Annotated in this window: 13 protein-coding genes; 3 read left to right on the top strand and 10 right to left on the bottom strand. The window is 39.1% G+C overall.

What is annotated here, in order from left to right; all coding sequences use genetic code 11:
* Positions 1-54: 54 nt before the first annotated feature.
* The 3 genes from G7B20_RS18610 to G7B20_RS18600 all read right to left on the bottom strand — a co-directional run bounded on the left by G7B20_RS18610 (position 55) and on the right by G7B20_RS18600 (position 4,988).
* Positions 55-750 (bottom strand): hypothetical protein, encoded by a 696-nt coding sequence (locus tag G7B20_RS18610; RefSeq protein ID WP_164112930.1) that lies wholly within the window; start codon positions 748-750, stop codon positions 55-57.
* A gap of 83 nt (positions 751-833) precedes the next feature.
* Positions 834-2,033, bottom strand: a complete 1,200-nt coding sequence (locus G7B20_RS18605) for a hypothetical protein (RefSeq protein WP_164112929.1) — start codon at positions 2,031-2,033, stop codon at positions 834-836.
* A 99-nt stretch (positions 2,034-2,132) separates the two neighbouring features.
* Positions 2,133-4,988, bottom strand: coding sequence for a TonB-dependent receptor (locus G7B20_RS18600; protein WP_164112928.1), 2,856 nt, complete (start codon positions 4,986-4,988; stop codon positions 2,133-2,135).
* A gap of 289 nt (positions 4,989-5,277) precedes the next feature.
* Between G7B20_RS18600 and G7B20_RS18595 the strand changes: the two genes are divergently transcribed.
* From G7B20_RS18595 to G7B20_RS18585, 3 genes are read left to right on the top strand one after another with little or no spacing between them, the layout of a single operon-like run.
* Complete coding sequence (locus G7B20_RS18595; RefSeq protein ID WP_164112927.1) at positions 5,278-5,904, top strand: ABC transporter ATP-binding protein; 627 nt, start codon at positions 5,278-5,280, stop codon at positions 5,902-5,904.
* A gap of 1 nt (position 5,905) precedes the next feature.
* Positions 5,906-7,396: an ABC transporter permease gene (locus G7B20_RS18590; RefSeq protein ID WP_164112926.1), complete on the top strand. Its 1,491-nt coding sequence runs from the start codon at positions 5,906-5,908 to the stop codon at positions 7,394-7,396.
* A 29-nt stretch (positions 7,397-7,425) separates the two neighbouring features.
* Positions 7,426-7,908 (top strand): hypothetical protein, encoded by a 483-nt coding sequence (locus G7B20_RS18585; RefSeq protein ID WP_164112925.1) that lies wholly within the window; start codon positions 7,426-7,428, stop codon positions 7,906-7,908.
* On the opposite strand, the gene G7B20_RS18580 is transcribed toward G7B20_RS18585, so the two are convergent.
* The 7 genes from G7B20_RS18580 to G7B20_RS18550 form a co-directional block, all read right to left on the bottom strand.
* Positions 7,905-8,618, bottom strand: coding sequence for a 16S rRNA (uracil(1498)-N(3))-methyltransferase (locus G7B20_RS18580; protein WP_164112924.1), 714 nt, complete (start codon positions 8,616-8,618; stop codon positions 7,905-7,907). The two genes, G7B20_RS18585 and G7B20_RS18580, sit on opposite strands and share 4 nt — an antisense overlap.
* Entirely contained in the window at positions 8,618-9,931 is a 1,314-nt protein-coding gene (locus G7B20_RS18575) for a hemolysin family protein (protein ID WP_164112923.1), read from the bottom strand. Before G7B20_RS18575 ends, G7B20_RS18580 begins: the two co-directional genes overlap by 1 nt.
* Before the next feature lie 6 nt (positions 9,932-9,937).
* Positions 9,938-10,480, bottom strand: coding sequence for an inorganic diphosphatase (locus tag G7B20_RS18570; RefSeq protein ID WP_079645170.1), 543 nt, complete (start codon positions 10,478-10,480; stop codon positions 9,938-9,940).
* Between the two features lie 15 nt (positions 10,481-10,495).
* The gene (locus tag G7B20_RS18565) at positions 10,496-11,146 is read right to left on the bottom strand and encodes a DedA family protein (protein ID WP_164112922.1); all 651 of its coding nucleotides are present in this window, start codon (positions 11,144-11,146) and stop codon (positions 10,496-10,498) included.
* Between the two features lie 33 nt (positions 11,147-11,179).
* The gene (locus G7B20_RS18560) at positions 11,180-11,593 is read right to left on the bottom strand and encodes an HIT family protein (RefSeq protein ID WP_164112921.1); all 414 of its coding nucleotides are present in this window, start codon (positions 11,591-11,593) and stop codon (positions 11,180-11,182) included.
* Between the two features lie 196 nt (positions 11,594-11,789).
* Positions 11,790-12,263 (bottom strand): transcription elongation factor GreA, encoded by a 474-nt coding sequence (gene greA, locus G7B20_RS18555; RefSeq protein ID WP_164112920.1) that lies wholly within the window; start codon positions 12,261-12,263, stop codon positions 11,790-11,792.
* A 141-nt stretch (positions 12,264-12,404) separates the two neighbouring features.
* Positions 12,405-13,100 (bottom strand): response regulator transcription factor, encoded by a 696-nt coding sequence (locus G7B20_RS18550; protein ID WP_164112919.1) that lies wholly within the window; start codon positions 13,098-13,100, stop codon positions 12,405-12,407.
* Positions 13,101-13,102: the final 2 nt, after the last annotated feature.

The following is a 13,102-nucleotide window of genomic DNA, read 5'->3' as shown; positions in this document are numbered from 1 at the left end:
AATTTTTAGAATCAATGATATCAACACAAAATGATTTCCAAAACAACGCTCATCCTAGTCCCCATTTAATTGCTGAATCATATTATAATACCACATAATATCCTGTTCTACTATGTTGCTCGAACTTTTTTTAACAGAACGGAGCGATCCATCAAGATTATAATCAAAACGACTCTCTCCGATTTCACGAATACGTCCATTCAGATCGTAACTCACATGCTGTTCACCAAACTGCCGAACCTTATCATCTAAATTATACCCTATATCTTCTTTTCCAAATCTCCAAACGCGATCATGAATGTCATAGTCTATTTCAACTTCTCCGATCCGACGTATCTTATTATCTAGATTATAGTCTATATCAACATTTCCAAAACTTCTTATTTGTTCATCTAAATTATAGTCGATATGTATATCGTCGATTTCCCTCACTTTTCTCTCAAAATTATAGTCAACACTAATTTCTCCAAAGCGAACTAACAGTCCATCAAAATTGTAAGAGACATCCTTGTCTCCCACTTTTGATAAATGACCATCAAAATTGTATGAAAAATCAAGATCAGATGCGACCTTGGTGGTGACATAGAGCAGATCCCCCCTACTACTCAACATAAAAATTGCTAACCCTTTTTGCACAGTGATGAGTGGTTCCTTTTTGTATTTGGAAATAGATAATGCTTGAGCATATGCATTACCAGCTTGTAGACTAACAAGCAAAAACAATAAAACTAGTCTCAATGAATGTCTCATGGTATGATTTCATTATAGCCAAGATAAAAACAAAAAGGTCGACTCCATGAATCGACCTTTTGTATTTATTAAGAAACTATTGATTACAAACCAACAGTCCAACCTTTAGCCCACTCTGGCGTAGCTGTTCCGGCACCAGCACCTGTAGCATTAGCATTCTCAGTATAGATTTTTGATACATCAGCTGGTAAACCTGGAAGATCTTTTCCTGTTACTGGATCTTTTCCAGGACTAGTTGTTGTTCCTTTTGACTTCGTAACGACATTATCGAACTTAACATTAGTAACTTTCAACGTACCATCTCCGACGTAAGCAATACCTTCATTATGCTCGACGTCAAACCCAACTTGCCAGTTACTCAATACGACGTTATCAATATTGGCTTTAGTCCCTACACGTAGCTTCATTGCTTGAAATTCTGATCCCGCATTACCACGACCAATTAACGTTAAGTTTTTTATCGTTGGATTAGAGATCGGACCAGCAGTATGGTTATTTGAATTATTATCCGCTTCAATACCTCTATTTCCTTTAGTAGCCACTTCTTTAGCATACCAGTTTTCGTTTGTACCGTTCCACCCTTCAGTCCAGTCAAACTGATCATCCTCATTAGCAGTCGCTACCAAGTATTTTGTATTTACAGTACCACCGAACCATTCAAAGCCATCATCAGAACCCTCGTGTACCTGAACATACTCAATGGTAGTACCATTACCTACACCAAACATAGACAAACCGTTAAACTCCTTTTCTGTGTTATAAGAATAACCTGAATACTCAATACGAGCATATTTAATCACACCAGAATTATCGTTAGCCACGTTACCCCCATAGGTTAATGAAGAAACTTCTGCTGATGCAGTAGCGCCCTTATTAATTGGAGCTTTACCACACAATACAATACCACCCCAAGCTTGTTGTGTTTTGTTTACCGCGGTAAAAACTACTGGTTTTTCCTTAGTTCCCTCTGCAAAAATCTGTCCCCCCTGAGCTACTGCAATATAACGAATCTCTTCTCCGCCTTTAAAAGGAGTTGCCTCTACAATTACGCCAGGTTTGATCGTCAACTTTCCTCCAGCTTTCACAATCAACGGACCATTCAATTTGTAAGTACCGCTTTCTAATATTAGATGTTGACCGTCCTTAACTTCTCCTTGCAGATTTGTACGAATATCGGTATCGATAATTTCAGTAGGATCATCTTTATCGCTACAAGCTGTAAAAACCGTTGGAGTAGCCGCAAGTAAAGCGAGCATTAACAATGTAGAAGTAGATCTTTTCATTTCTTTAATTTTAATTTTTTCTTCTTTCGATAGTACAAAGAAAGATGTTTGTTATTTACTTATAATTAACTCTATATTAGCTTTTTGTTAAGCTAACACTTAAAATTTATAATTTACACCCAAGCTAAACGATGCTCCTCTTTTATAAGACATTACCATCACAGGCGTTTCATTTTGTTGCCATCTTTCGAAGGATGGGTTGAAGATATTACGTGCCGCTAAATCAACACCTAAATGCCTAGTCAATTTAGACTTCAAAACAAAATCTAACGTACCCAGCCCCTTATCTACCAGATTGCCACGTCCTCCTGTACCAATGGCATTAAGTTTATCCGAATAGTAGTTATAAAGTATGGTTGCTGAAAGATTTCGGTTAGCATCAAAGCTTTTCAGATATGATAAATCAGCATTAATTATAAAATCCGACGCTCCAGTAAATTTTGATGAAATATTAGTCGGATCGATATTGATCAATCCATCAGTTTCAGTGAGCACTTTATTTGGATTGAACTTTTGATCCGTCTTCATAATCGCGGTATTGAAACCAATAGAAAGCTTATCATTTGTCAAATTCAACAGATATTTTTTAGCTTCCAGTTCTATACCATAAACATATCCTTTATCACCGGTATTGGCATAAGAGATATCATTCGATGTTGATGACACGACAATCTCATTGATGGGGTTTTCAATATACTTTCCAAAACCAGTTACAGAATATAGTTCTCCTTCACGAGGAAACATTTCCCATTTTAGATCAACATTATAGTTGTCTGATGCATACAAATGTGGATTACCAAAGAATCGCTGCGTCACATCATCATACGAGAATAGCACTCGTTCCTTAAACTGCGGTAATGTATAGGTCTTACTTGCTCCAAGTCGCAGATTATTCTTAGCATTTAATTCATACTTTAGATTCAAGCTCGGCAATAATCCATTTTTCGTTAACGTGCTTTTATCTCTTGAATACTCGATGCTATAGAAGTCAACATATTGCTTAATATTTTCATAGCGCATCCCCAATACTCCTGTCAACCGATCGGTCAACTTATAATCCATTGTTGCAAAACCGGCATGAATATCTTGATCTCCATTATAATATTGAAAAGCATTCCCAGCTAAGCCGATAAGATTATAAAATGAACCAAAACCAGAAGCTCCGAGGTATTGATCTAGGTTAGAAGGATCTATTTTGGTGGTATTCTGCTGTCCGTCCAAAATATTAAAGTTCAATTGCATGACGTTAAAAGAAAGCTCTTTAATTTTTCCGCTGTAACCTACGGTTAGTTTACCTCTATTATCGCCTAACTTATACGATGTAGCGATATTAGCAGCAAGTTCATTCTCTTTAAGATAATGAGAATACCGATGATTATCTCCTGCATTAACTCGAATGAAATAATGGTCTCCACCAATAGTCTCACTATGCATACTCTGCAAACGATCTGGCATATCTCCTTTAACATTATTGTATGCTAATCCCCAATCCAATTCTATTTTATCCGTCAACGTATGTTTACCTAACAATTGATTAATAAACAATTGCGTACTGGAAAACGTACTACGATTGATGGTTCCACGATAGTCCTCGGCATCGACTCCAGCATCTCTAATATAGCCAGAAAACACATCTCTATATTGATTACCCGCATTGACATACATGAAGTTATACGTCAATTTATGCTTGGCATTAATTTGATAGTTGGCATTCAACATTCCAGTTGTATTGGCCGTATAGCTTTGTTGGAACTGGCTCAAGGCTTTTAATGGTGCTCCCTGCGCACTAAAACTGGAGTTCACGCCCTCGCGTGCATTGTATCCATTCGCAAAGTCCACCATCGCAAATAGGCTCATTCTTCCCTCAGAACCGACTTTGAAGGAATCTCCTGCCTTTACGGCAAAATTCATTGGAAGCAATGTCTTCTTCTTAGGGTCCCAACCATTTTTGAAATGATAACTTCCTTCTACATCCTCTGGTGCTTTATAATCTGAATACCCGAAAAAATTAGGCCCTTCCTGCAAATAAAATTTATTCCACTGCTGTAGTGCATTGGTGTTTACAGAAGATCCTACGGAAACTTCAAACAAGCGATCTCCCTTAAAATCTTTCGATCCGATGTTAACACTTGCTCCTCCAAAATCTCCACTCAAAGATGCATTATACGACTTATCGACACCAATGTAATCAACAACATCAGTTGTGAATATATCCAATGCAATGTTTTTCAGATTAGGATCACTCGCTGGTATTGGCAAACCATTCAATGATGTAGAGATATAACGATCGCCCAATCCACGTACGTAGACCTGCGTCGAACCTTCTTGTCTAGAAACGCCAGACAATTGGCTTACCGCGCCAGCTGCATCAGACACCCCTTTACGTGATAGCTCCTGCGAACCGATCTTTTCTACAAATAGGTTAGCGTTTTTGCGTTCTTCTAATAAAGCAAACTCGCTAGCCTGTACACGTCTACGAGTTACGACCACCTCATCTAGCGTCGATGATTCATTGACTAATACAACGCTCACCATCTCCCAGTTTTTAGCTTCTAGAACTACCGGCGTGGTTTCCTTATTATATCCTAAATAGCTACTTACTATTTTATATTCTCCTTTTTTGTTGACCGGGATAATAAATTCACCGTTAGCATTGGTCGAGGTCACTTTACTATTGTCCGAAAGGGAAATACTGACCCCTGCGATAGGTTTCATCGTTTCTACGTCGATCACCTTACCGCGAATACCAAAAACAGATGAACTTGCTGAAACTCCATCTGCTATCGAGGCGCTATTTTTCTGCTGTGCGTTCAACGTATTGACCGTATCTTTTTTATTCGCCTCTTTTCCCAAGACATTTCCTTTGGTATCTGTCTTTTGTGCGAAAACAACAGAGCCTGCTACTACACCTAATACTAGCAAACCTGCCTTTTTAATGTTTAAATTTAGTTTCAACTTGAATTAATTTTAATTTAACACAAAAGTATAATGGACATATTAATTCAATGTTACCGACAAATTACCTTTACCTCAACCTAGTGTTAATTAATTATTAAGCACCCCCAAACAAACCGTAAAGCTTCCCTATTACACTACAATAGACCTGCTTTTATTTCCGATACATTAACTTTTCTTTAAGAAGAATAGCGCTTAATCCTGTAATAATTTCATTAAGATTTTCTATTGTAAGCAATTTCCGATACCTTTAAGGTTGAAATTTTACACCGCAGGAATAATTAAATTCATGATACGTTCAGAAAATCTTACGTTCAAATATCTACCCTCGCACGAACTTCAGTTTCCTGACTTCAAAATAGAGAAACATCAACATACGCTCTTGTTGGGCGATTCGGGTACAGGAAAAACCACACTACTGCATTTACTAAGCGGGCTATCGAAACCCTTTAACGGAAAAGTCTTTATTGATGGACAAGATATCTATCAATTGAGTGAAAGTCAACTCGACCGTTTCCGTGCCGATAACATTGGCTTTATATTTCAGGAAGCACACCTTTTAAAAAATCTGACCATCGGAGAAAATATCGAACTGGCGCAACATTTAGCAAAAAGAACAGTAGACAAAAATGCCATAGCAACAATCTTAGATAAATTACAACTGAAGGATAAGACGAATAGCTACCCATCTCAATTGAGTAGGGGACAACTGCAACGTGCCGCCATAGCTCGAGCTGTAGTCAATGGGCCTAAACTGTTGGTTGCCGACGAACCTACGGCTGCGTTGGACGATACCAACACTAAGCATGTACTCGAACTACTATTAGATACGGCTACATCTTTTGGAGCAACCTTACTCATAGCTACACACGACAAAAGAATAAAAGACAACTTCGCCAATACCTATCAGTTATAATATGAACAATTTTGCATTAGTCTGGAAGAATATAACCCAGCAATGGGGCGCTACGCTATTAAGTATAGTATTAACGGCATTTGGTGTTGCTATACTTTTGGTAATTTATATATCGGGAGACACCTTTGAGAAACAGCTGGAAAACAACAGTAAAAATGTGGACTTGGTTATTGGTGCCAAAGGCAGTCCGATGCAACTCATATTAAGCAGTCTATATCATGTCGACAATCCAACGGGCAACATATCGCTCGCGGAAGCGAATAAAATAGCCGAGAACCCCTTTGTACAACTAGCCGTACCCATCTCGTTGGGTGACAACTATAAAGGGCACCGTATAATAGGTACAGATACCTCCTTCATGGGATTGTATGAACTAAAGATGGCTGATGGTAAGCTGTGGTCGAAAAGCTTCGAAATCGTACTCGGAGCTGAGGTAGCACGTAAGCACCAGTTAAAAATCGGCGATGAGATACATAGTGCACATGGTCTATCGGCTGATGCTCATGTGCATGATGATCATCCGTTTAAGGTGGTGGGGATTTTATCGCCTGCTCGATCTGTCGTAGACAATCTAATCCTCTCCAACCTCGCAAGTGTCTGGGAGGTTCATGGCATAGCTCACGATGGAGAGCATATACATGGTCCGGATTGTAATCATGATAACGACCACAATCATCATGACCATGGAGATCATAACCATAGCCATGATGGAAAAGAAAAGTCTATAGAAGAAAACAAGGCTACTGCAACCAATACCGAAAGCGCAGAAGAACATGAGCATCATGACCATCACGGTCATAATACAAATGGTAAGTCTATAGATTCCTCCGTTGCGTTGCACTCCAGTCGGAATGACGAAGAAAGAGAGGAAGCACTTGTCAAAGAAAAACCGCAATTGGAAGAACCGGGGTTAGTAAAAAGTATAGGCCAGGATATGATCGAAGATCACGGTGTAGAAATCACTGCGTTATTAGTTAAATATAGTTCTCCAGCTGCCATTGGTGTCTTGCCGCGGCTGGTCAATCAGAGTACACATATGCAGGCGGCATCGCCAGCAATAGAAAGTTCTAGAATATTCTCCCTATTGGGTGTAGGCCTGGATTCACTAGCAATTTTGGCCTATGTGATCATGTTGATTGCAGCACTTAGTGTTTTTATTAGCCTCTACAACGCATTGAAGGATCGTCGCTACGACATGGCTATCATGCGGACAATGGGCGCTACTAAAGCCAAGTTATTTACTTTGGTGGTTGCAGAGGGCTTAGTGATTACTTTAATCGGTGGTCTGATAGGACTCTTACTGGGACATAGCATATTGTATTATATAAGCACCCAAACCAGCCAGAGCGCCGATTTTATTGAGGCATTCAAGCTGTATCCAAATGAACTACTGATCCTATTGGCTGCAATTGCTTTGGGTGTAATAGCAGCCTTGATCCCTGCTTTTAAAGCATATAACACGACAATATCCAAAACTTTAGCTTCTAAATAGGAAGCGGAAACGACAATAAAAACAAAAAGATGAACAGAATACTTCTCCTATTAAATTTTCTGATACTCGGCACTGCGATTAGTAATGCCCAAATTAAAGACTATCCCAACCTTAATGTGCCCGATCATACGCCTATGATGAATAATACGTGGGAAGCTATTGACAAAATGATGTATCGCGTGAGCACAGAAGGAAACAAAAAAGTATATACGCCACACTATCCACCTGAGTTAAAAAAATTGGAAAACAAAATTGTGGATCTACCGGGGTATATCGTTCCCTTGACCAGTGGACGTAATCACAGTACATTTATGCTGTCGGTACTCCCAATCGCACAATGTCAATTCTGTGGCACCAACGGTATCCCGCCAATGGTGGAGGTATTTATGAAAAAAGGAGCTATCAAATACACGGAAGAGCCTATCAAAATAAAAGGTAAAATGAAATTCAATCCGGAACCTTTAAAGGGTAATGCAGAAATACAGATAATGGATGCAGAACTGATCCGTTAACGGTTCAATAACGAGATTTCGAGAACCGTAGCTAGAGCAGCCGTTTCTGTACGTAATCTAGCTTCTCCAAGAGAGATGGGGATAAAGCCAACATCCAATGCCTGGCTTATTTCTTTTTCGGAGAAATCTCCTTCGGGCCCTATGAGCAAAAGGTAATTACTTTGCTTTGTAAATGCTGTCGATATATATTTCTTGTCCGCATCTACGCAATGTGCAACGCCTTTGAATCCGTCAAAGTCTTCCGCTTGTGCCATAAATTTAGAAAATGAAATTGCCGGATTAATCTTGGGTAAATAAGCCTTTAGCGATTGCTTCATAGCAGAAATAGCTACTTTCTCTAATCGCTCTACCTTTACCTCTTTGCGTTCGGAGTGCTCGCAAATAATGGGTGTAAACTCTTGAATCCCTATTTCGGTAGCTTTCTCTAAAAACCATTCCAAACGATCCATATTCTTCGTAGGTGCTACAACCATATGCAATCGGTAAGGTACAGCACCGTATGCCGTCTGGACCTCCAATACGTTTAAACTTGTACGTTTAGGATGCGCATCAATAATTTCAGTTTTATAAAATCCTCCTTTGCCATCAACAAGGTAAATACACGCTCCTGCTTGCAAGCGGAGCACACGTACAGCATGCTTACTTTCTTCTTCGCTCAGCAAAAAAGAAGTATGATGGGGCTCTATCTGGGGGGTATAAAAAAGATGCATTATTCACTATCATCATCTTCGGCTGTCTCTACAAGATCCAGCTTTACATACTCGATATTCTGTTGTGTTTTCTTCATAATCGTGAAAACATAACCAAACTCTTCTGTTGACTCACCTACGTCAGGTATTTTTTCAAAGACATGACTCACCAACCCAGCTATGGTATCGTAATCCGAGCTCTCAGGAAGCTCTAACGGAAGATATCCATTCGAGTCATGTACAGAGGCTCCGGCATCAACCATATACTCTGTTTCAGAAATACGTTCTACAACGGGTGTTTCCTCATCGTACTCGTCCTGTATCTCTCCGACCAACTCTTCGACGATGTCTTCTAGCGTAACCATCCCGGCCGTACCGCCAAATTCATCCAGTACAAAAGCAATCTGAATACGCTTTTGTTGAAACTCGGTCATCAAATCATTGATTTTTTTGGTTTCAGGAATAAAATAGGGCTTACGCATGATATTTTTTAATACCACCTCTTTTCCTTTGACAAGTAATGGGAGGATATCTTTGGTGTGTACGACTCCTACGATCTGGTCGATATTATCGTCATAAATAGGAATACGGGAGTACCCTTCTTCGGTAACGGTATTTATGAACTCCTCGGCCGTATCATCAACCTCCACAGCGATAATCTTGGTACGGGGTACCATGATATTCTTTACGATACGTTCGTTAAAATCAAAGACATTTTTAATAAGCTCGTGCTCTGACGTATTGAGAGCTCCTGACTCTTTTCCTTTCTCCAATAGGTATTGAAGTTCTTCGGAAGAGTGTGTAGAATCATTGGGATGGGGATGTATGCCGACCAGTCTCAACAAGAAATTGGCAAATCCATTAAACACATAGATCAAAGGCATTAGCACCCAAGAAAAAACACGTAATGGAACAGCTACTTTCATTGTCGTAGCCACAGGCTTTTGTATCGCTATAGACTTGGGAGCAAGCTCCCCTAAAACTACATGCAGGAAGGTAATGGTACCAAATGCAATGGCAAACCCGAGCCACTTGGCCCAGCCCTGTGATACGTCCACCTGTAGATAGCCAAACAGCTGAGATACAATCTGGGTCATCACAGCCTCTCCTTTCCATCCCAGACCTAGTGAAGCTAAAGTAATACCTAGCTGTGTCGCAGCTAGGTATTTGTCCAAATGCTCGGTAATACTTTTGGCAATTTTTGCCACATTGCTACCCGACTTTGCCTGAAGCTCAATCTGGGATGCCCTGACTTTTACAATTGCAAACTCTGCTGCAACAAAAAATCCATTCGCAAAAACTAAAAAAATTGTCCAAAAAATATCGAGGGCCATTAGGTTTTATTTGTTTCTAATTTCTTTGTTGTACAATTCGATACTCTCCATAATAACATTTTGAGCATACGTGCGTCCGTACAGATTTTCTATCGTAACATTCTTCCCTTCAAGGGCTTTGTAATCCTGAAAGAAACGAACGATTTCTTTCATCGTATGTGGAGGCAACTCAGAAAGATCGTTAATATGATTAACCGACATATCGTTTTTCGCTACAGCTATAATCTTATCATCTTGCTCGCCACCGTCGATCATATGCATGACACCGATTACTTTAGCTTCAATAAGACTCATTGGGATAACATCTACAGAACAAAGAACCAAAATATCTAAAGGATCTTTGTCATCACAGTAAGTTTGCGGAATGAAACCATAATTGGCAGGGTACATCACAGACGAGAATAAAACCCGATCCAATTTTAGTAAGCCACTGTCTTTATCAATTTCATATTTCGCTTTAGAACCTTTTGGTATTTCAATAATAGCATTTACGGAATTTGGCAGATCCTCTCCAGGAGAAACTTGGTGCCAAGGGTGTTGTGTACTCATTAATATAATTACTGTTTATTTTGTTTCTTTATTTTCTTTTTTTCTTTTTAACCAACGTTTTATGAGTGCAATAATAATCGGCAAGAATGCGATCAAAATCATACCGACGATAATATACTCTACATAATTGATAATAGAAGGGAAAAGCTCCCCTAAATAATAGCCCGAAAGCGTCAAAACAGACACCCAAATAAATGCGCCCAATACATTATAAAGCACAAATTTTTTAAAGTCTAGTTTAACGACCCCAGCAAATATTGGGGCAAATGTACGAATAATTGGAACAAACCGTCCAATAACTAATGCCGTACCACCGTATTTTTGATAAAACTCTTCGGCCATCACGACATATTTACGCTTGAAAATAAGCGAGTCTTTTCGTTTGAAGAGCATAGGCCCGGTTCGATGCCCAAACCAATAGCCAGCAAAATTACCCAGTATCCCAGCTAACAAAATACCGAGATACATCGTCGTGATATCGACATCAATTTTGTCTAAAGCACAGAACAACCCGGCTAAAAACAACAAATAATCTCCTGGCAGAAAAAAACCAAAGAAAAGTCCAGTTTCTGCAAATACTATTAAACAAACAATGTAGAACCCGCCATGACTTAATAAGTACTCCGCGTCCATTATCTGTTGGAATGACACTAAAAATTCTTGCATATTAATTTGTTAGGGTACCAGAAGAGATCACAATTAATCACCATTTGTGATGGAGACCACAGCGTGACGGATCTCTTCTGCAATTCGAGTCATTTCCTCGGTAGGTAGGGACAATTTTGCCTTTTCAAAATTCATATCACTAACCTGATTCAAGGGAATAAGATGTATATGTGCATGTGCAACTTCTAGACCGACTACGGCAACTCCGACTTTACGACAAGGTATCACTTTCTTTATACCTTGGGATACAATCTTGGCAAAAACCCACATCCCCATATATTCGTCGTCGCTGATATCAAATATATAATCGGTTTCCTTCTTTGGTACCACTAACACATGGCCCGCTGTAAGAGGTGAAATATCTAAAAATGCCAAATAATCGTTACTTTCCGCAACTTTATATGCAGGAATCTCTCCCGAAATAATCTTTGAAAATATTGTAGACATTTATCTTTCAAGTTGATCAATGAGCAAATATAACAAAACCTACAAGAAGTATTGGTATAAACTGTAATGAAAGTTGACCAATATCCCTTTGTACATGCTTAAAATCAAAAAGAGGACAATAGATCAATTGTCCTCTTTTCAAAATAATAAAGTTATGAGAGCGGTTATGGCGAACCGCACATAACCTATATAAATATTATCTAGAAATATCCATTATCTCAAACTCGATCTCTCCTGCTGGTACGTTAACCTTTGCTACATCACCTACAGACTTGCCTAGCAAGCCTTGGGCGATTGGAGATTTAACAGATATTTTACCTGCTTTCAAATCAGCTTCAGTCTCCGACACCAACTGATAAGTCATCTCAGCTCCGTTTTTCTTATTCTTGATCTTGACAATAGAAAGAGCCAATACTTTGGAAAGATCCAATTTTGATTCATCAATCAATCGAGCACTGGCCAACACCTCTTCTAATTTAGCAATTTTTGCTTCATGTAAGCCTTGCGCTTCCTTTGCTGCGTCATACTCGGCATTTTCAGACAAATCTCCTTTGTCGCGCGCTTCAGCAATCGCATTGGCCATTTTAGCCCTTCCCTCAGTTTTTAGGTACTGTAGCTCTTCTTTTAATTTCGCTAACCCTTCCTCTGTGTAATAAGTTACTTCCGCCATAATTATTCAATTAACTTAAATAGTAAACACTAAACTCTTAACAAAAAAGAAACAAGACCACTCTTTCGGTATTTGAAAGAGTGGTCTTGCTCGATAATGACGAAGATAATTAAAACGATTTAATTATCCAAATAAAGCACATTATTCTTCGTCAACAAATTTATAACCTAAGCCCCTGACCGTTTGGAGATAAGTAGGCTTATCGGGATTATTTTCTATTTTTTTACGCAAACGAACCACATGCATATCCAATGTACGGGTATTTACATTGGAACTATACCCCCACACGACTTCCATAAGTTCCTCACGTGTAATCTCCCTCCCCATATTCTGCAGAAAATGTAATAAAATCCTGTTCTCTAAAATCGTCAACTCAATTTTACGACCGTCCCGAACTAAGGAATGAATCTGCGGATGATGCTCCGTACTGCCAAAGACATGTATATCCTTATTGCTGCTTTTAGGAACAAAGAAGCGTACTTTGTTCTCGATCATAGCGACAAGAACATCCATATTAAAAGGCTTTGTAATATAATCGGTGATCCCGTAACTATAAGCGTCTATTTTGTCTACATCCTGTGATTTGGCTGTCATCATGATAATGATGTTTTCAAAACCTTCTTTACGTACCGCTTCACACACTTCAATACCTTCTTTACCTGGCAGCATCCAATCCAACAATACGATATCAGGTTGAAGTTCCAAAATCAACTTTTCCGCTTCCAACCCGTTGCCTATTTGTACAACCTTATAATTTTCAGTTTGCAAACGATGACTCACTAAAAAACGCAAGTTTTCGTCATCTTCAACAACTGCAACCGTAATATCTTTTTCCATAA

Origin of the sequence: Sphingobacterium sp. xlx-96 (genome assembly GCF_011007365.1) — a bacterium.
Taxonomy (GTDB): domain Bacteria; phylum Bacteroidota; class Bacteroidia; order Sphingobacteriales; family Sphingobacteriaceae; genus Sphingobacterium; species Sphingobacterium luzhongxinii.
Note: the sequence above shows the minus strand (reverse complement) of the source record. Positions and strands in the feature narration are given on the sequence as shown.

What these genes read in the sequence shown, in the direction of transcription:
- greA (WP_164112920.1), bottom strand. Translation starts at nt 12,263, where the DNA reads ATGGCGGAAGTAACTTATTACACAGAGGAAGGGTTAGCGAAATTAAAA.
- G7B20_RS18595 (WP_164112927.1), top strand. Translation starts at nt 5,278, where the DNA reads ATGATACGTTCAGAAAATCTTACGTTCAAATATCTACCCTCGCACGAA.
- G7B20_RS18560 (WP_164112921.1), bottom strand. Translation starts at nt 11,593, where the DNA reads ATGTCTACAATATTTTCAAAGATTATTTCGGGAGAGATTCCTGCATAT.
- G7B20_RS18605 (WP_164112929.1), bottom strand. Translation starts at nt 2,033, where the DNA reads ATGAAAAGATCTACTTCTACATTGTTAATGCTCGCTTTACTTGCGGCT.
- G7B20_RS18575 (WP_164112923.1), bottom strand. Translation starts at nt 9,931, where the DNA reads ATGGCCCTCGATATTTTTTGGACAATTTTTTTAGTTTTTGCGAATGGA.
- G7B20_RS18590 (WP_164112926.1), top strand. Translation starts at nt 5,906, where the DNA reads ATGAACAATTTTGCATTAGTCTGGAAGAATATAACCCAGCAATGGGGC.
- G7B20_RS18565 (WP_164112922.1), bottom strand. Translation starts at nt 11,146, where the DNA reads ATGCAAGAATTTTTAGTGTCATTCCAACAGATAATGGACGCGGAGTAC.
- G7B20_RS18580 (WP_164112924.1), bottom strand. Translation starts at nt 8,618, where the DNA reads ATGCATCTTTTTTATACCCCCCAGATAGAGCCCCATCATACTTCTTTT.
- G7B20_RS18610 (WP_164112930.1), bottom strand. Translation starts at nt 750, where the DNA reads ATGAGACATTCATTGAGACTAGTTTTATTGTTTTTGCTTGTTAGTCTA.
- G7B20_RS18570 (WP_079645170.1), bottom strand. Translation starts at nt 10,480, where the DNA reads ATGAGTACACAACACCCTTGGCACCAAGTTTCTCCTGGAGAGGATCTG.
- G7B20_RS18585 (WP_164112925.1), top strand. Translation starts at nt 7,426, where the DNA reads ATGAACAGAATACTTCTCCTATTAAATTTTCTGATACTCGGCACTGCG.
- G7B20_RS18550 (WP_164112919.1), bottom strand. Translation starts at nt 13,100, where the DNA reads ATGGAAAAAGATATTACGGTTGCAGTTGTTGAAGATGACGAAAACTTG.